The sequence below is a fragment of the Halomonas halodenitrificans DSM 735 genome (genome assembly GCF_000620045.1).
GTDB classification, from domain to species: domain Bacteria; phylum Pseudomonadota; class Gammaproteobacteria; order Pseudomonadales; family Halomonadaceae; genus Halomonas; species Halomonas halodenitrificans.
In genome coordinates this window covers 1-17110 of record NZ_JHVH01000030.1, presented here as the reverse complement: position 1 = coordinate 17110, position 17110 = coordinate 1, and the positions used below count along the sequence as shown (strand labels likewise).

Genomic DNA, 17110 nt, shown 5'->3' with positions numbered 1-17110 from the left:
CCTGATTGATCCGCCGGCGTCACCGGCAGGGGAATTACCAGCCGCCGGACGCGCCGCCGCCACCGAAACCGCCGCCACCGCCGCCGAAGCCACCCCCGCCGCCGAAGCCGCCGCCACCGCGTGACCCGCCGCCCAGGGCACCGCCGAGCAGCATGCCGGCCAGCAGGCCGCCGCGGCCACCGCGCACCAGGCTCATGACGACCGCAAACATCACGAAGAAGAGAATCGATGCGGGCCCCTTCGGGCCCTGCTCTCCGGCCGGGCTGTTGGAGGTGGCGCGGGTATCCAGGGGGTCACCGCCCAGTACCTGGATCATTGCTCCCACGCCCTCGCTGATGCCGCGGGCATAGTCGCCCTCGCGGAAGGCCGGTGTCAGGGTCTGGTTGATGATCGCCGAGGACTGGGCGTCGGTCAGGCGACCCTCGAGGCCATAGCCGACCTCGATGCGTACCTTGCGCTCGTTGGGTGCCACGATCAGCAGGGCACCGTTGTCCTCTTCTTCCTGGCCGATGCCCCAGTGGCGGCCCAGCTGATAGCCATACTCCTCGATGGTGACGCCCTGCAGCTCCGGCAGGGTGGCCACCACCAGCTGCTCGGTGGTGGCGTCCTCGTGGGCCGCGAGACGCTCGCTCAGGCGCGTTTCGGTGGCCGGGTCCAGCAGTTCGGCCCGGTCCACCACGCGCCCGGTCAGCTCCGGGAAGTCGATATCCTGGGCCTGAAGGCCGGTCGCCGCCGTCAGCAGCAGGGCCAATAGGGGGATGCGCAGAAGATCACTCATTCAAACTCCACCTGTGGGGCCTGGTCCGCATTCTCGGTTGTGGCTTCAAAGCTTTCGCGAATCTCCATGTCGCTGTAAAGCACGCTGTGCCACAGGCGACCGGGGAAGGTGCGGATCTCGGTGTTGTAGCGCTCGACGGCGGTGATGTAATCGCGTCGCGCCACGGCGATGCGGTTCTCGGTGCCTTCCAGCTGCGACTGCAGGCTCAGGAAGTTCTGATTCGACTTGAGCTCGGGGTAACGCTCGGAGACCGCCATCAGCCGGCTCAGCGCACCGGTCAGCTGCTGCTGGGCCTGTTCGAACTGGCGCATCTTCTGGGGATCGTCCAGCGACTCGGCGTCGATCTGGATGGAGGTCGCCTCGGACCTTGCCTCCACCACGGCGGTCAGGGTCTCCTGCTCCTGCCGGGCGAAGCCCTTGACCGTCTCGACCAGGTTGGGCACCAGGTCCGCGCGTCGCTGGTACTGGTTCTCCACCTGGGCCCAGGCCGACTTCACCTGTTCGTCATAGGTGGGAATGTTGTTGACGCCGCAGCCCGTCAGCAGCACCGCCATGACCAGCACGAGGGCGAAACGCCAGAGGCGAGTGTCGGGAAGTGAAGGGTGTCGCGTGGGCATGGGTCGGCCATCCTGTGATTGCGATACGATGTCGTCTACGGTACAGCTCAGGTGGATGCGAAGGAAGCGATGTCATATCGAGACCCTGCCCTGCAGCGTCGTCGATGCGACAGGCTCGGATGCCGGGCGAGGGGGGACCTTGAATCCCGTCGGACGCGCCCGCACTCAGGGGAGAGAACTTGCCCCCTTTCATCGAACACTTTTCAGTCCATCTCACGCTATACGAGGAGAGCCCATGACGACCCTGGTGATCGGTGCCAACGGCCAGATCGGCCGGCAATTCTGTGAGCTGGCGAAGGCCGCCGGCGAGCCCATCAAGGCGATGATCCGCGACACGGCCCAGCAGCCCTGGTTCGAGGAACGCGGCATCGAAACGGTCATCGCCGACCTCGAGGGCGACTTCCGTCATGCCTTCGACGGTTGCGACCAGGTGATCTTTACCGCCGGTTCGGGCCCGCATACCGGCCCCGACAAGACCCTGCTGATTGACCTCTACGCGGCCATCCGCAGTGTGGATATCGCCCGGGAGCAGGGCATCGAGCGTTTCCTGATGGTCAGTGCCATGCGGGCCGAGAACCCCATGGAGGCCCCGGAGAAGCTGCGTCCCTACATGGCGGCCAAGTTCGCCGCCGATGCCCACCTGCGTACCGCCGGCGTGCCCCACCTTTTCCTCAAGCCGGGCCGGCTCACCGATGCGGCAGCCTCCGAGCGGGTAGCCACCTCGCTCGCGGAAACCGGCGGCGAGAACCAGGTGTCGCGCGCCAACGTCGCCCATGCCCTGTTGCACCTGCTCAAGGCACGAGAGCTGGTCGACCGCGAGTTCGTGCTGCTCGACGGCGAGCGGGAGATCGGCGAGGCCCTGCGCTGAGCCGACGCCATGTCCTCGACACCCAGGCCCCCGACGATGCACGACCCCGACCTGCCGCCGCGCCTGCGCCTTCTGCTCGAGGGCCTGTCCGCCGAGCAGCTACCGATTACCTACCAGCAGGCCGCCGAGGCGCTGGGGCTGGCGCCGCCGCGCACCATCCAGCGAGTCGCCCTGGCCCTGGAGGCGCTGATGCGCGAGGACGTCGCCAACCACCGACCGTTGATCGCCGCCCTGGTGGTCAGTCGCCGCGGCGACCTGCCTCGACAGGGCTTCTTCGAGCTGGCCGTCGAGCTCGGTCGCTTTCCGGCCGCCCCGGCCCTCCAGGAACCGGCCTATCGAGAGGAGCTCGAAACGGTACTGGGCGAGAAGCGATAGCCCAGCAGCCGCATGGCATTCAGGGTCACCAGCACGGTGGCACCGGTATCCGCCATCACGGCGATCCACATGCCGGTGAAGCCCAGCGCCGTGGTGATCAGGAAGATGGCCTTGAGCCCCAGGGCCAGGGCGACGTTGGTCTTCACGTTGTTCAGCGTGGCGCGTGACAGGTCGATCAGCTCGGCGATGCCGGTCACGCGGTTCCTGAGGAGTGCCGCATCGGCGGTTTCCAGCGCCACATCCGTGCCACCGCCCATGGCGATACCCACGTCCGCCGAGGCCAGGGCCGGCGCATCGTTGATGCCGTCGCCCACCTTGCCGACCGGGCCCTTGCCGGCGGCCTGCCAGTCGCGAATGTGGCGCGCCTTGTCTTCGGGCATCAGCTTGCCGTGGGCCTCGATGCCCAGGCCGTCACCGATGGCCTGAGCGGTGCGCGCGTTGTCACCGCTAAGCATGATCGCCTGTACACCGAGGCGCGAGAGGGCCGCGAGGCCCTCCTGGGCATCGTCGCGGGGCTCATCGCGTACGGCGATCAGGCCGAGCGGACGCTCGCCCTCCACCAATACGGCGAGGCTCTTGCCGGCCTCTTCCATGGCAGTGACCCGCGCGTTCTGGTCGGCGTCGAGCCCTCCTTGGTCGATGAGATGGTGGGGCGGCACCAGGCTCAGTTCACGCCCCTCGACACAGGCGGCAATCCCGCGGCCCGCCATGGCCCGGTTCTCGCTGGCGCGAGGCAGCGTGAGGGCCTGATCCTGTGCATGCGCGAGGATGGCCTGAGCGATCGGATGGCTGGAATCCTGCTCCATCGCCGCCGCCAGGCGCAGGATGTCATGTTCGTCCTGGCCGTCGTTCCAGGCTTCCACGTCGGTGACGCGGGGCGCGCCGACGGTCAGCGTCCCCGTCTTGTCCAGTGCCACCATGCGCAGCTTGCCCAGCTGTTCGAGCACCGCCCCGCCCTTGATCAGCAGGCCGCGGCGGGCGCCCGTCGAGAGACCGGCCGCGATCGCCGCCGGGGTCGAGATCACCAGGGCGCAGGGGCAGGCGATCAGCAGCATCGCCAGGGCGCGATAGATCGACTCCGACCAGGTCAGGGTCGATACCAGTGGCGGCACGACCGCCATCAGCACCGCCAGCCCGACTACCGCCGGCATGTAGTAGAAGGCGAAGCGGTCGATGAAGCGTGCCACCGGCGCCTTGGCGGCCTGGGCCTCCTCCACCAGGCGAATGACCCGGGCGATGGTGTTGTCCTCGGCGCCGCGGGTGACCTCCACCTCCAGGGCGGCGTTCAGGTTCACCGTGCCGGCAAGGACCTCGTCGTCGATCGAGCGCGCGCGGGGCACGGACTCACCGTTGACCGGCGACTCGTCGAGATCGGACGTGCCCGCCAGGATCCGGCCGTCGCAGGGAACGCGGTCGCCCGGACGAATCATGACGCGCTGCCCCGGGGTGAGGGAGGCGGCCGACACCTCGCGGGTGCCCTGTTCCTCGATCAGCCTCGCCGTCGACGGCGCCAGGTTCGCCAGGGCCGAGATGCTGCGTCGTGCCCGGGACGCCGCCACGCCTTCCAGAAGCTCGCCCACGGCAAACAGGAAGACCACCACGGCGGCCTCGGCGGCGGCATCGATCGCCAGCGCCCCCAGGGCGGCGATGCTCATCAGCATCTCGATGGTGAAGGGGTTGCGCATCTTCAGCGCTCCCCAGGCCCCCTGGGCGATGGGGACCAGGCCCACCACGGTGGCCGCCACGAAGGGCCATTGACCGAGGGCGGGAAAGGCGGCGCGCAGAATAAAGGCCAGCACCAGCAGGCCGCCGGTGACCAGCACCAGCCGTCCCTTGGCGGTGTGCCACCATGGGGCCGGCGGGCCGCTCGCCTGGCCCTGCTGGCTATCGTTGACGACCCGATAGCCCAGCTCGCCGAGGGTCCGCTCGATGGTCTCGTGGTTTGGTGAGCCCTTGGGGGCGGGCACGATCTTTACCGAGCCGGTGACCGAGCTTGCCTGCACCTGCTCGATGCCTGACACGCGGCCCAGGGCGGACTCGACCTTGCGCTCGCAGCCGCCGCAGTCCATGCCTTCGACCCGAAGGGTCAGTGCCGCTGAGCCTGCTGCAGAGGGGGTGCTTTCCATGGTGGCACTCCTGCTGATAGGTTATGGTCGAAAGCATAAACCCTGTAGCAACTATAGGTTCAAGTTGTCGGTTCAAGTCGTAGATTCAAGTCGTCCGGGAGGAACGTCAGCATGTCGGAGCACAATGCGGCTATCGGTATCGGTATCGGTATCGGTATCGGTATCGGTGAGCTGGCGCGCCGCGCCGATTGCAAGCCCGAAACGGTTCGCTATTACGAACGCGTCGGCCTGGTGGATGAGGCGGTTCGTACCGAAGGCGGCCAGCGGCGCTACGGCGAGGCGGCGGTCAGGCGATTGATCTTCATTCGCCATGCCCGGGACTTTGGTTTCTCGGTGGAGGCGGTGCGTGAACTGCTGACCATGTCGGACCGGCCCGACATGTCCTGCCAGGAGGTGGATGCCATCGCCACGCATCACCTCGAGGAAGTGGAGTCGCGGCTGCAGCGCCTCGAGGCCCTGCGTGACGAACTGCGCCGGATGGTGGGTCAGTGCGCCGGCGGCAAGGTCGAGAGCTGTCGCATCATCGAGGTGCTGAGCGACCACCAGCTGTGCATCAGCGAGCACGACCATGGCGGGGCCGATGATCTGAAGCACGGCCCTCACTCGTAGCGCTGTCGCCACTCCTTCACCGCCACCTGCTCCTTGAGCAGCTCCAGCACGTCGATCAGCACCTGTTCGGTGACCTGCTCGGTATGTGGGTCGGTGCGCAACCAGGCATCGAAGCCGCTCTCGGCCAGATGCTCCACCAGGGTAGAGAACTCCGGCGACTGCAGCCCCGCCAGGGCCTCGTTGACCAGGCGACAGGCCAGGTCGGAGAGCGAGGCCTCGAGCCCCCGGGTCAACTGGCCGCCCATTGGCAGGCGCGAGAGCCGCTGGATCTCGGGGCTCTCCGTCAGGGTGCGGCCCACCAGGCCGCGTACATAGCGAAGGATATCCGGGCGGTTATGCGTATAGGCACTGCCCGCCATGGCCTCCAGCCGCTGGCTGATCTCCTGGATTAGCGCCTGCTGGCGGGGTCGCACCACCCGCTCCACCATGCCGTTGGTAAGCGAATCTCGAGTACGCACCTGTTCCTGAACGTTGTCGAGCATGCGGATGGCGATGCGGTCGGTGAGCTCCTCCATCAGGATGTCGTAGTACTTGGCGAGAACGCCATAGAGGTACCAGCGACGCACATCGATCATCTTCAATCGTTGCAGGCGGAACAGCAGCGAGATGACCCGCAGGATGCGCAGCAGCCGGAATCCGGCCAGTGGAATGCAGCCGAGCACGTCGTACCAGTGCACGAAGGGGTAGAAGAACCAGCGGTGATAGCGCCGCTCGGCGATGGCCACCGCCCAGCCCAGCAGCACATCGAGAATAAATACGGCCACGAACGCCAGGTCGATGGTGAGAAAATTGGCGTGGATACGGCGCTCGTAGGCGCCGTGAAGGGTCGGCGCCACGGCCTCGAAGGCACTGTTCAGCGGCGGCAGCAGAAACAGGCTGTCGAACAGCAGCAGGGTCAGGTTGGCGATGACCAACGCGATAACCAGCAGGTCCCAGGCCAGGTGAGCTCGTTCCCCGAGCGGGCCAAGAGGTGCATTGCGGGCGTCTGGCATGGCGCCTCCTGGCGGGGGCATAGTCGATCGGGTCGGTTACTTGAAGCGTGAGCGGGCCTTATCGAAGGAGTCGCTCATCGATTTCCAGGCGCGCTCGGCCCCGTCTCTGAGGTCATCCCAGGCGTCATCGCCGGCCGCCCGCATCTCATCCAGCTTCTGGCGCATTTCTTCGCGCTTTTGCTCCAGCTGCTCGGCCTGCTTCTGCCGGTCCTGCTTGAGGCTGGCGTCGGCCTCGGAGCTTCGCGCCTGAGCCTTCAGCTTGTCGATCTCGGCCTGCCATTCGTCCAGCTTGGCGCGCAGCTTCTGCTCGTAGGCGTCACGGTTGCTCATGCGTCGTTCTCCTCGTTGTCGATGGTCTGGATAGCCTCGAACCCCTCGAAGCTCGGCGGCCCCAGGTAGAGCCCTTCACGCTTGCTCTGTCCGGCGTCGGCGTGGGCCTTGCGAAATGCCTCGGAGCGGGTCCAGGCCTCGAAGTCCTCCCGCGAGTGCCACACCGTATGGGAAGCATAGAGCACGTGATCCTCGCGCTCCGGTCCGCGCAGCATATGGAATTCAACGAACCCAGGCAGGCCCTGCAGGTGGGTCTCCCGCTCCAGCCACATCTGTTCGAATTCCTCCACGCGTTCGGGGTTCACCCTGAAGCGGTTCATGGCGATATACACGGCATGATCTCCCTGTCTGATGACATTGCCACTCGACGATGACAGCTAGCCAGCAGCGGGACAAGGCGGATCCAGCCAAGGGCCGAGAAGGGCGGGTCGCTGGCTCCGGTGCTATCTTGAAGGAGAACAGGCAGGATACGACCGAGTCGCAGTAACCTGTTGACGCGCCGGTGTTTATCTCTGGATAGAGGAGGTCAGATAATGAACGATCAGCCTTCTGTCGTGCCGACGCAGGTGGAAACTGGGCCAGATGCCGGAAAGGACCCCTTGACCAAGATGGTCAAAATTGCCAAGGATGAGACATTATCGGACGCCGACAAGGCCGCCTTGATCGCCTATTCCCGCCAACGATTTACCAACAGGCGGCGCATGGCTTATATGGCACTTTCCGCATTGATTGCCTCGCTGATCTTTATCTTCATTGCCGCTCTTGTCGATGGTCTCAGTTGTCCGCCGGGCCAGACCTGTCAGGGCATTCTCGGGTCGATCGAGAATAGCCAGACCCTGATCGCCTGGATCGAGGGCTTCCTGGCGGCAATTGTCGCGGCGTATTACGGTGTTTCCGCCTGGCGTCCTGCCAGCTGACGGATCACCACCCGGTTCCTGCTGTTGCGCTTGCCGACGTAGAGGGCGCAGTAGCGAGATCTGCTCGACGACTCGGCAGCATCGACATGGCCCACATCGCTGGCGATTGTCAGACTGTCATGGAGGCATGCCAGGCCGCTGCGAAGTCGGTGGAGGGAAGCGGTCGGCCAAAGTAGAAGCCTTGGGCCTGATCACAGCCCAGCCGAGCGAGTTCCTGGGCTTGCTCGGGGGTCTCAACACCTTCTGCGACGGTCTGCATACCCAGACTTCGAGCCATGGCGATGATGGTTTCCACGATCGCATGGTCGTGGGGGCCGTCCAGCATTTTGCGTATGAAGGAGAGATCGATCTTGAGTGTATCGGTGGCGAAGCGACGCAAGTAGGCCAACGAGGAATAGCCGGTTCCAAAGTCGTCTATCGATAGCGTGTAACCGATGTCGCGCAGCGAGCGGGTAATCTCGATGGCTTGTTCCGCGTCGCGCATGACATCGCTTTCCGTCAATTCCAGATCGATGGTTGAGGCCGGAGTGTCGCGGGTCAGGGCAGAGATGCGTTGGGCCAGGTTGGAATCGGCGAACTGCTGGGCCGAAACGTTGATGGACAGGCGGCCGGGTAGCGGCATGCCGTCGCGTCGCCAGGTGGACAGTTGGCAGGCGGCCTCCTTGAGTACCCAATCTCCCAGCTGATTGATGAGTCCGCGCTCCTCTGCCAATGGAATGAACTCACTGGGGCTGACCCAGCCCCATTCCTCGTCGTGCCAGCGACACAGTGCCTCGGCGCCTACCAGGCTGCCGTTGGCGAGATCGAACTTGGGTTGGTAATACAGCTCGAGTCGACATTCGCTGATGGCGATGTGGAGGCGTTCGGTCATCCGCTGTCGACGTTGCAGTGCTCGGGTCATGCCGGCATCGAAGTGGCAAGCGTCACAGTCATGCCGCTTGGCATAATAGAGAGCGATGCTGGCACACTTGAACAGCTCCTCGGGGGAAGTGGCATCTCCCGGGTACTGAGCCGTGCCGATACTCACCGCCAGTGAAAAGCGATGGTGGTCGAGGTTAATGGGACGCCCTATGATAAGGCGCATCCGTGCCAGATAGTCCTCCACTGCCTCCGTCGCCGAGGCCCTGGGCAAGAGCAGGGCAAACTCGTCATTGCCGAGGCGGGCCAAGCTTTCGTGTGGCGCCGAGGCCTGTCTCAGGCGCTCGGCCAGGGAGGCGAGGAGACGATCGCCGATCTGGTAGCCATGGGTGTCATTGATTTCCTTGAAGCGACGGATATCGATCAGGATAAGCGCCAGCTGTGTCTGCTCACATTCGGCGGCCTGTCGCTGATGAATCAGCGCCTCCATGAAGTGTATCCGGTTGGGTAGGCCGGTGGTGGCGTCTGTATAGGCCAGCTGATGCATGCGCTGATGGTCGTTACGGCGTTCCAGCTCGGCGGCAGCGCCATTGGAGAGGATGCGCAGCACAGAGGTGGCGAACACATCCGTTTCCGGTGGTTGGCGGTAGAACACCATGATGAGTCCGATGGGTTTTCCCTGGGCGTTGTCTAGCCTACGGCCGATCCAGGTCCGGGCGTCTGCCGGAATCCCGGGGAGATGAGAGGCTCCCGCCTGTCGACCGGTGACTTCCTGTGCATTCAGCAGTGCTTCGCCGGGTGTGCCCGTCAGCATCAGGCGGTAGGGTGTCAGGGGCTGGCCATCGACGATAGCGCTGACCAGGCTCATGCCGAGCTCTCCGCGGTGGTCGTGCGTTGTCGTTGTTTCCGTTGAGTCGGCGGCAGGTTCCAGTCGGGCGATGAGGCCTGCATCGGCTTCGAGAAGGCGGACGAGGGTTCTCGCGAGTTGGCAAAAGTACTCGTCGCCGATTCTGTTACTCACGGTTGAAGCCACCAGAGTGACGGCTTCCTGTACGCGCTGGACTTCCCGCTGCTCGGTAATGTCGGTGATGAATCCCTCCAGGCAGTTCACCTGACCTGTCGAATCAAAAATGGCCTGTCCCTGTTCCCACATCCAGCGGGTGCCACGGTCTGCGGTCTGCAAGCGGTAGACGACTCGGAAGGGCTCGCGTCTAGCGATGGCCTCCTTGACGGCATCCTCAACGCGCTGTCGATCGTCTGGGTGGGTAAGCGCGGCAAAGTTGACTCGTTGATGTTGGGTGAAGGCCCTGGCTGGATAACCGGTCACTTCGGCGACGCCCTTGCTGACCAGCAGCATGGTCCAGCTCGCGTCGTTTAGGCGGCGATAAGCCATGCCGGGGAGGTTGTTGAGCAGGGTTTCCAGACGACGCTCGCTGGCCTGCAGGGCCTGTTCGGCTTCTCTCCGCCCGAGCTCTGCGCCGGCCTGAGTCGCGGCGATATGCAGCAACTCGTGATCTTGATCACTGGGTGTCATTGGGCGGTTGTCGAGAACGGCGAGTAGTCCCAGAAGGGCGCCGCCCGTGGTAAACAGGGGGACGCCCAGGTAGCTCTCGGCCCCTAGCTTCTGAAGTATTGCATCGCGGGGAAAATGTTTCTGGACGTTATGGGGGTGCAAGCAGGTTTTCTGGTTGGCCACTGCCTCGCATGGGGTATCAGCCAGTGCATACCGGCAGTTTGTGAGATGGCGCCCTTGAGACCAGATAGTCAAGGTGTGAGCTTCGCCCTCGTGTACCCGAGCGATCAGCGCATGATCGACTGACAACAGCTGGGCCAGCTGCTTCACCAGGGTATCGAAGAAGTCAGTAGCACCACTATGGCTGATCCCTTTAGCAAGCTGGCGGAAAGCCTCTGCATCGGTCATTCGAACGGGCATCGAGGTTCTCCTTGCTTGTGATGTTGTTCTGAGGCCAACGTGTTCCTGAATCGATGGAAGATGCCCCATAGTAGCCGGGAAGGGGGGGGATGAACATGCGCCGGCAGCAAGCGCGCCTCGAGACAAGGGGGCGAAGGGCGAAGCGATGGTACCGGGGCTATCTTGAAGGAGGCAGGATACGCCGGAGTCGTGATAAACGATTGATCAGCGGTGTTTATATTCATTGCCGCTCTTGTCGGTGGTCTCGGCTGTCCGGTGGACCGGACCTGTCGGGGCATTCTCGGGTCGATCGAGAATAGCCAGCCCCTGGTCGCGTGGATCGAGGGCTTTCTGGCGGCAATTGTCGCGGCGTATTACGGTGTTTCCGCCTGGCGTCCTGCCAGCTGACAAGGCATGCGGGAAGCCCTGGCGGGCACATCAGGTCAGACAGAGGCCGGGCAGGCCGGTGATCGAGGTGCCCTGGTACTTGCCGAAGGGCATGCGCTGGTGTGCCAGCGCCTCGAGAGCCGCGGAGTTCAAGTTCATCGCCGGGACTCCGTTGGCTCTTCGACGTTGAACACGCTTCTCAGGTAGTGGACATATTCCGGGTCGCGGCTGCTGGCCTTGCCCGGGGCATCGGAGATCTTGGCCACCGGCTGACCGTTGCACGAGACCATCTTGATGACGATGTTCATCGGCGTCACTCCGGGCAGGTCGCAGGTCAGGCTGGTGCCGATGCCGAAGCTGGTGCGAATACGCCCCTCCAGCGTCTGCTTGATGGTCATGGCCGAGTCGAAGGTCAGCGCATCGCTGAAGATCAGCGTCTTGCCCCTGGGGTCGATGCCCAGCCGCTCATAGTGGCGGATGCACTTCTCGGCGAACACCAGTGGATCGCCGCTGTCGTGGCGCAGACCGTCGAACAGCTTGGCGAAGTAGAGATCGAAGTCGGCCAGGAAGGCATCCAGGGTGATGGTGTCGGTCAGCGCCACGCCGAGGTGGCCGCGATACTCCTGAACCCAGGCCTCCAGGGCGGCGCGCTGGCTGTCCACCAGTCGGCTGCCCAGCTGCTGATGGGCCATCACCCACTCGTGGGCCATGGTACCCATGGGCGCCAGGCCATGGCGGCGGGCGATATCGACGTTACTGGTGCCGACGAACTGGCCCGGAAACTCCTCGGTCAGTACGCCGATAATCGCCTCCTGCACCGGCTGCGACAGTCGCCGCCGGGTGCCGAAGTCGGCCAGGCGGAAGTCGGCCAGCTGGGCCGGCGTGTAGTCGCGGCGCAGCGCCGCCAGCTTGTCGCGCAGTCGGTCCACCGCCTGGTCGATGCGGGCACCGGGATGCAGCACCCGATTGCGCACCTCGCTGATGATCGCCAGGATCACGATCTCGAACAGGATGCTGTGCGACCAGGGGCCGTCGATGACGATGCACAGCTCGCTGCCTTCCATGTAGGTGGCCACGTACTCCGGGCGGAAGCGGTACAGCTCCAGGAAGCGAATGAAGTCGGGAGACAGGTAGGGAAAGCCGCTCAGATAGGCCGACTCGTCGCGGCTCAGGGCCAGGCTGGCCAGCCGGTCGATCTGGTCGCGAATCTCGCCCAGGTAGGGCGCCAGGTTCTCGGCGTTGCGGCAGCGAAACTCCCAGGCCACGCTGGCGTTGGGGTACTTGTGGTGCACTCCCTGCATCATGGTCAGCTTGTACCAGTCGGTATCGAGCAGTGAGGTGATGATCTGGCCCGGTGCGCGATACGCGGCCGCCATGGAGTGCTCCCTGTGTGGTGATGGCATCGATGGTCATCGTATCGCTCGGGGGCGGCCATTTCGAGTGGTAACAGACAAAACACCCTCGTTTCAGTGGCATGGCGGATCGAGTTCGGTGGAGGAGCCCGTCGAGGGGGAAGACGGGGTACCCGCCTCCATGTCGTGAACAGCCTCGATGGTCGGGCGATCACCCAGCCACCAAAGACGAAGGGCAGGGCGAAGCCCGGGCTGCTACCCTATCGGGCATATTAGAAAAACTACACAGGGAACGATCATGGACGATGCCCCCGAGCCCCGCATCACCCTGCACCCGCACTCCCGCCGGGTGCGCATTGTCATCGACGGCACCCTGCTGGCCGATACCACTCGCGCCATCGAGCTGTGCGAGTGCGGCTACCCGCCCCGGCAGTACCTCCTTCGCGATGACGTGCGGATGGGTTTGTTGACCGGCTCCGATACCGTGACTCATTGCCCCTTCAAGGGCGATGCCGCGTACTTCTCCTTTGGTGAATACAAGGATGTGGCGTGGAGCTATAAGCAGCCGTTGGAAGGAATAAAGGCGATTGAGGGGCGATTGGCATTCTATGAGGAAGTTAAATGACCGCTTTCGACCCAAAGCGGACGTAAAACGAGCTCGGACGTAATAGCTATCTACTCGAAATGGTGGTTCGACGGTCACTGGCATCAGCGAGCTGATTGGTTCAATATGAAACCCTGGTTCAATCACACTCCTGTATCCAAACATAGAGTTTAAATAAGCAAGAGCGCCAAGGTAACGGTGGGCTGATATAAGTAATTCTTACTTGCATTTTTCTTTAAGGTTAGGTGGTTCAGCATCGTATGATAAAGACCATTACTTCACTAACAATCTGGCTTGCCAATAGGATTTATAGGATAGTGTCTTGGTTGGAAAGCAAAGACCGCTCCGCCGACATGCAATCGAAGTTCGTGGACCTTGCGCCAACTGATGAGGCAGATAAGGATGGCAGATATTCCGAAGCGATCCTGTTCGCGACGAACAATCCGAAGGTGTCCAATATTGGCTCTTCGACGCTGGGTGTGGAATTCGCCCCCTGAGCTGGGTCAGGATATGACCTCCACGACGACAGGAGGTATGGCATGGACGGCACCCAGATTCTGACCCTCGGCCTGGGCTTGGAGGCGCCCTGGATTCTCAAGGACCAGCACCTGGACACCGCCGTATCGCCCCACCGGCTGGATCTCTACGTCGAGGCCGAGCGCGGCAGCCTCTACCCCTGTCCTGAGTGCGGTGAAGCTTGTCCGGCTCATGACTTTGCCGACAAGACGTGGCGGCATCTGAATTTCTTCCAGCATCACTGCTACCTGCATGCTCGCGTGCCGCGCACCAAGTGCCCGGAGCATGGCGTCAAGCGTATCGAGGTGCCTTGGGCGCGACCGGGCAGCGACTTCACCCTGTTGTTCGAGCAAGCCGCCATGTCACTGGTCAAGGAGATGCCGGTGTTGGCCGTCTCCCGGCAGCTGGAAATCTCCGACAAACGGCTGTGGCGCATCGTGCACCACTACGTCGGTCGGCTGCTGGGGGAGCTGGATCTGAGCAGCGTGACCACCGTCGGTGTTGATGAAACCGCCTCTCGACGCGGCCAGCGCTATGTGACGGTGTTCCTCGATATGCAACGCAAGCAGGAGCCAGTGATCTTCGCCGTCCCCGGCCACGGCAAGGACGCCATCGAGACCTTCAGCGCCTTCCTGGCGGCCCATGGTGGTAGTTCGGACAACGTGGTCGAGGTCGTCTGCGACATGTCACAAGCCTTCCTCAGCGGCGTGGCCGAACACCTTCCCAAGGCCGAGGTCACGGTCGACTGGTTTCATATCGTGCAGACCTTCACCAAGCGGCTAGACGAGGTGCGCAAGAAGGAGCGCCGCGAGCAGGGACACCCCAAGTCGCTGCGCTGGGCACTGCTGAAGAGCCTGGAAAACGAGAACCTGACGCCCAAGCAGCTGGCGGCCCTCCAGGAGCTGGTAGCTGACCAGAGCGCCACGTCCGATGCCTGGGTGATCAAGGAGAAGCTGCGCTGGATCCAGAAGGCACCGACGCCACGAGCGGCTCGGTGGCGCATCACGAACTACCTCAAGGTCATGAAAGCGGCGGTCTCGGAGAAGCCACTGCTGAAGCCGATGGGAAAAGCCCTGGCGACATTGGAGCGCCACGCCGATGCGGTGGTCAGGCGCTGGATTTCGGGACTGACGAACGCACGACTGGAAGGCATGAACGGTCTGTTTCAGGCGGCTCGGTCACGCGCACGGGGTTACCGGAACGAGGCCAACTTCATCGCCATGATCTACTTGATTGGCAGTCCGGTAGGCCGCCTGTTCGATCAGGCCAAATCCACATGAAACGACGAAGAACCCCAATATTGCCCTAACGGGTCCCTATGGGTCGGGAAAGAGCAGCATCATTCAATCTTTCTTGAAGAAGTATCGGCGGCCTGCGCTTCATATTTCTCTTGCTGCTTTTTTTCCCGAGGCTGATTCGGAGGGTGGGGAGGTAAGCCGTCAAGAGATTGAGAGAAGTATCCTTCAGCAAATGCTGTATGGTGCAGACGCAAACAAACTTCCGTTGTCGCGGTTCAAAAGAATTCAGTCGCCTGGTTTTGGGGCGATGTTTAAATCTCTTTACATAGTTCTTGGGGTTCCGGCGATTTGGTACGTGTTTCAACATAGAGAAGGTATCATTGACGGCTCTTTTTTCATTCCGTTTGCGCTCAGTAATGGAGTAAATCTTGGGGTGTTCGCGTTCGCAGTAATATTCCTATGGGTGACACTGCATCACTTTTATGTCGTGAGCTTCGGTCTGTCACTCAAGAGCATCTCGTTGAAGGACGTTGAGATAAAGCCTACCCATGATGATCAGGCATCCATACTGAACCGTCACCTAGACGAAATAATATACTTCTTCCAATCAACCAATTACGATCTTGTAATCATTGAGGATATAGATCGATTTAACGACGCCGAGATTTTCGTCACACTCCGAGAAATTAATAGCTTAGTGAACAAGAACGCGGGTGTGAAACGCACTATCAGATTCCTCTACGCCCTGCGCGATGACATGTTTGTCAACACTGAGCGGACCAAGTTCTTCGAGTTTATCATTCCCGTCATACCGATCATCAACACATCGAATTCGATCGACATGGTATTAAAGCAAGGTAGTAGGCTTCAGCTCGACGGGCGCCTTGATCGGCAGTTTCTTAGAGAGGTCTCTCGATACCTGAACGACCTGAGGTTGATTCAGAACATTTTTAACGAATACGCCATTTATGTGGCGAACTTGGAAGCTGATGGAGAGAGTTTGCTCGACGCCAACAAGCTCCTAGCGATCCTTATCTATAAAAACGTTTACCCAAGTGATTTTGAGCAACTGCACCGCGGCGCGGGTAATCTCGCCAAAATATTGAACCGCCAAGAAGAGCTCATCAGGCTTGGTGAGGCTACGTATAGGGCCGAGATAACGGAGCTTGAAAGGCGGCTTGAAGTCGCCGAGCGACAGACGCCTTCGGGCCTGAGAGAGTTACGACAAATCTACTCTATGGCTCTGATTGAAAAGCTTTCAGCTAATGTTATCAGCGTCAGTCATGATCAGCGAACATGGACCGCGCTTCCCCAGCTGCTCAACCATGATGTGTTCGAGAAACTTATTGAGGCTCCACGTCTATTCCAACGCCATGCCAATGGCAACCAACAGGCGGTAGATGTTTCAAAATTGCAAAGCGAGGTAAACTCTCCGAAACCCTACCTGCAGCGCAAGAAGGAGATCGAAAGTAAGGCGGCTGATGAGAAGGATAAGAGCTTGCGCAAAATACGCGACCTCAGAGAAAAGGTCACAGCGCTTCGCACGACTAAACTCAAAGAACTGTTGCGTTTGAACGCAGACCACGTGCAGGATCTTTTCGAGAATTTCGGGGAAAATGGAGAGCTTGCGCGATTTCTGATTCTCGAAGGCCATCTTGACGATACTTACTACCAATATACTTCACTATTTCATTCAGGACGTTTGTCGCCCAATGACAATAAGTTTCTGATCCAGATACGGGCATTCTCTACGCCTGAGCCGAGCTTTTCGATCGACAATCCAAAAGAGGTCATCGCAGAGATGCGAGATGAAGACTTCCGGCAAAGTTATGTCTTGAACGTTAAGCTTGTCGATACTCTCCTAAGTAACCGGAGCCGTTACTTCGACCAAATGCAGATGCTTTTCGAGTATCTTTCGTCAGAATTCTATAACTGTGAGGACTTTTTCGATGCCTATTACACCAGCGGCCGCCATGTTGTAGATCTTGTTTCGGGGCTAGTAAAAGCATGTAAAGCTCTAGTCCCAACTGTCATTGCCAGCCCTAACAATATCGGTTCTTCGTCGTTTCATGTGGATTTGGCCTGATCGAACAGGCGGCCTACCGGGCTGCCAATCAGGTAGATCATGGCGATGAAGTTGGCCTCATTCCGGTAACCTCGTGCGCGTGACCGAGCCGCTTGAAACAGACCGTTCATGCCTTCCAGTCGTGCGTTCGTTAGTCCCGAAATCCAGCGCCTGACCACCGCATCGGCGTGGCGCTCCAATGTCGCCAGGGCTTTTCCCATCGGCTTCAACAGTGGCTTCTCCGAGACCGCCGCTTTCATGACCTTGAGGTAGTTCGTGATGCGCCACCGAGCCGCTCGTGGCGTCGGTGCCTTCTGGATCCAGCGAAGCTTCTCCTTGATCACCCAGGCATCGGACGTGGCGCTCTGGTCAGCCACCAGCTCCTGAAGCGCCGCCAGCTGCTTGGGCGTCAGGTTCTCGTTTTCCAGGCTCTTCAACAGTGCCCAGCGCAGCGATTTGGGGTGTCCCTGCTCGCGTCGCTCCTTCTTGCGCACCTCGTCTAGCCGCTTGGTGAAGGTTTGCACGATATGGAACCAGTCGACCGTGACCTCGGCCTTGGGAAGGTG

16 protein-coding genes and 2 pseudogenes are annotated in these 17110 nt (G+C 61.5%); 8 read left to right on the top strand and 10 right to left on the bottom strand.

Annotation, left to right across the window (positions count from 1 at the left end; translation table 11 throughout):
- Window positions 1-34: 34 nt before the first annotated feature.
- Together Q358_RS0112950 and Q358_RS0112945 are read right to left on the bottom strand one after the other, a co-directional pair.
- Window positions 35-778 (bottom strand): TPM domain-containing protein, encoded by a 744-nt coding sequence (locus tag Q358_RS0112950; protein ID WP_027962392.1) that lies wholly within the window; start codon window positions 776-778, stop codon window positions 35-37.
- Complete coding sequence (locus Q358_RS0112945; protein WP_027962391.1) at window positions 775-1395, bottom strand: LemA family protein; 621 nt, start codon at window positions 1393-1395, stop codon at window positions 775-777. Before Q358_RS0112945 ends, Q358_RS0112950 begins: the two co-directional genes overlap by 4 nt.
- 235 nt (window positions 1396-1630) lie before the next feature.
- Here Q358_RS0112945 and Q358_RS0112940 point away from each other — a divergent pair, with 235 nt between their 5' ends.
- Together Q358_RS0112940 and Q358_RS0112935 are read left to right on the top strand one after the other, a co-directional pair.
- Window positions 1631-2263, top strand: coding sequence for an SDR family oxidoreductase (locus tag Q358_RS0112940; protein WP_027962390.1), 633 nt, complete (start codon window positions 1631-1633; stop codon window positions 2261-2263).
- A 36-nt stretch (window positions 2264-2299) separates the two neighbouring features.
- Window positions 2300-2638, top strand: coding sequence for a hypothetical protein (locus Q358_RS0112935; RefSeq protein ID WP_027962389.1), 339 nt, complete (start codon window positions 2300-2302; stop codon window positions 2636-2638).
- Here Q358_RS0112935 and Q358_RS17455 read toward each other — a convergent pair.
- Window positions 2596-4764: a heavy metal translocating P-type ATPase gene (locus tag Q358_RS17455; RefSeq protein WP_043488316.1), complete on the bottom strand. Its 2169-nt coding sequence runs from the start codon at window positions 4762-4764 to the stop codon at window positions 2596-2598. The two genes, Q358_RS0112935 and Q358_RS17455, sit on opposite strands and share 43 nt — an antisense overlap.
- A gap of 111 nt (window positions 4765-4875) precedes the next feature.
- On the opposite strand from Q358_RS17455, the gene Q358_RS0112925 reads away from it, so the two are divergent.
- Window positions 4876-5373 carry a MerR family transcriptional regulator gene (locus tag Q358_RS0112925; RefSeq protein ID WP_051530373.1) on the top strand — a complete coding sequence of 166 codons (498 nt, stop codon included), beginning with the start codon at window positions 4876-4878 and terminating at the stop codon, window positions 5371-5373.
- Here Q358_RS0112925 and Q358_RS0112920 read toward each other — a convergent pair.
- From Q358_RS0112920 to hmuQ, 3 genes are read right to left on the bottom strand one after another with little or no spacing between them, the layout of a single operon-like run.
- Window positions 5364-6365, bottom strand: coding sequence for an ion transporter (locus tag Q358_RS0112920; protein ID WP_027962387.1), 1002 nt, complete (start codon window positions 6363-6365; stop codon window positions 5364-5366). The genes Q358_RS0112925 and Q358_RS0112920 overlap by 10 nt on opposite strands.
- Window positions 6366-6401: 36 nt before the next feature.
- Window positions 6402-6695, bottom strand: coding sequence for a sll1863 family stress response protein (locus Q358_RS0112915; protein WP_027962386.1), 294 nt, complete (start codon window positions 6693-6695; stop codon window positions 6402-6404).
- A complete protein-coding gene (gene hmuQ / locus Q358_RS0112910; RefSeq protein ID WP_027962385.1) occupies window positions 6692-7027 on the bottom strand; it encodes a heme-degrading protein HmuQ in 336 nt (111 codons plus the stop codon). The genes Q358_RS0112915 and hmuQ overlap by 4 nt, the downstream gene beginning before the upstream one ends.
- A 201-nt stretch (window positions 7028-7228) precedes the next feature.
- Here hmuQ and Q358_RS0112905 point away from each other — a divergent pair, with 201 nt between their 5' ends.
- Window positions 7229-7612, top strand: a complete 384-nt coding sequence (locus tag Q358_RS0112905; protein ID WP_027962384.1) for a hypothetical protein — start codon at window positions 7229-7231, stop codon at window positions 7610-7612.
- Window positions 7613-7721: 109 nt separating this feature from the next.
- On the opposite strand, the gene Q358_RS0112900 is transcribed toward Q358_RS0112905, so the two are convergent.
- From Q358_RS0112900 to pncB, 3 genes are all read right to left on the bottom strand, one after another.
- Window positions 7722-10529, bottom strand: a complete 2808-nt coding sequence (locus tag Q358_RS0112900; RefSeq protein WP_245598322.1) for an EAL domain-containing protein — start codon at window positions 10527-10529, stop codon at window positions 7722-7724.
- 291 nt (window positions 10530-10820) lie between these two features.
- Window positions 10821-10928, bottom strand: a complete 108-nt coding sequence (locus Q358_RS18280; protein WP_084286554.1) for a putative quorum-sensing-regulated virulence factor — start codon at window positions 10926-10928, stop codon at window positions 10821-10823.
- Complete coding sequence (gene pncB, locus Q358_RS0112890; protein ID WP_027962382.1) at window positions 10925-12145, bottom strand: nicotinate phosphoribosyltransferase; 1221 nt, start codon at window positions 12143-12145, stop codon at window positions 10925-10927. Before pncB ends, Q358_RS18280 begins: the two co-directional genes overlap by 4 nt.
- Before the next feature lie 274 nt (window positions 12146-12419).
- On the opposite strand from pncB, the gene Q358_RS0112885 reads away from it, so the two are divergent.
- The 4 genes and pseudogenes from Q358_RS0112885 to Q358_RS17450 all read left to right on the top strand — a co-directional run.
- Window positions 12420-12746, top strand: coding sequence for a DUF427 domain-containing protein (locus Q358_RS0112885; RefSeq protein WP_027962381.1), 327 nt, complete (start codon window positions 12420-12422; stop codon window positions 12744-12746).
- Window positions 12747-12985: 239 nt separating this feature from the next.
- A pseudogene (locus Q358_RS0112880) lies at window positions 12986-13186 on the top strand (hypothetical protein); the annotation flags it as partial.
- Window positions 13187-13264: 78 nt separating this feature from the next.
- Window positions 13265-14521, top strand: coding sequence for an ISL3 family transposase (locus Q358_RS0112875; protein WP_027962379.1), 1257 nt, complete (start codon window positions 13265-13267; stop codon window positions 14519-14521).
- A 16-nt stretch (window positions 14522-14537) separates the two neighbouring features.
- A pseudogene (locus Q358_RS17450) lies at window positions 14538-16532 on the top strand (YobI family P-loop NTPase); the annotation flags it as partial.
- A 14-nt stretch (window positions 16533-16546) separates the two neighbouring features.
- On the opposite strand, the gene Q358_RS0112865 reads toward Q358_RS17450, so the two are convergent.
- On the bottom strand, window positions 16547-17110 hold a 564-nt coding region (locus Q358_RS0112865; RefSeq protein WP_027962378.1), incomplete at its 5' end, for a transposase.

Coding starts and splice junctions, on each gene's coding strand:
- Q358_RS17455 (WP_043488316.1), bottom strand. CDS start 4,764: ATGGAAAGCACCCCCTCTGCAGCAGGCTCAGCGGCACTGACCCTTCGG.
- pncB (WP_027962382.1), bottom strand. CDS start 12,145: ATGGCGGCCGCGTATCGCGCACCGGGCCAGATCATCACCTCACTGCTC.
- Q358_RS0112925 (WP_051530373.1), top strand. CDS start 4,876: ATGTCGGAGCACAATGCGGCTATCGGTATCGGTATCGGTATCGGTATC.
- Q358_RS18280 (WP_084286554.1), bottom strand. CDS start 10,928: ATGAACTTGAACTCCGCGGCTCTCGAGGCGCTGGCACACCAGCGCATG.
- Q358_RS0112885 (WP_027962381.1), top strand. CDS start 12,420: ATGGACGATGCCCCCGAGCCCCGCATCACCCTGCACCCGCACTCCCGC.
- Q358_RS0112920 (WP_027962387.1), bottom strand. CDS start 6,365: ATGCCAGACGCCCGCAATGCACCTCTTGGCCCGCTCGGGGAACGAGCT.
- Q358_RS0112905 (WP_027962384.1), top strand. CDS start 7,229: ATGAACGATCAGCCTTCTGTCGTGCCGACGCAGGTGGAAACTGGGCCA.
- Q358_RS0112950 (WP_027962392.1), bottom strand. CDS start 778: ATGAGTGATCTTCTGCGCATCCCCCTATTGGCCCTGCTGCTGACGGCG.
- Q358_RS0112915 (WP_027962386.1), bottom strand. CDS start 6,695: ATGAGCAACCGTGACGCCTACGAGCAGAAGCTGCGCGCCAAGCTGGAC.
- Q358_RS0112875 (WP_027962379.1), top strand. CDS start 13,265: ATGGACGGCACCCAGATTCTGACCCTCGGCCTGGGCTTGGAGGCGCCC.
- Q358_RS0112940 (WP_027962390.1), top strand. CDS start 1,631: ATGACGACCCTGGTGATCGGTGCCAACGGCCAGATCGGCCGGCAATTC.
- Q358_RS0112945 (WP_027962391.1), bottom strand. CDS start 1,395: ATGCCCACGCGACACCCTTCACTTCCCGACACTCGCCTCTGGCGTTTC.
- Q358_RS0112935 (WP_027962389.1), top strand. CDS start 2,300: ATGCACGACCCCGACCTGCCGCCGCGCCTGCGCCTTCTGCTCGAGGGC.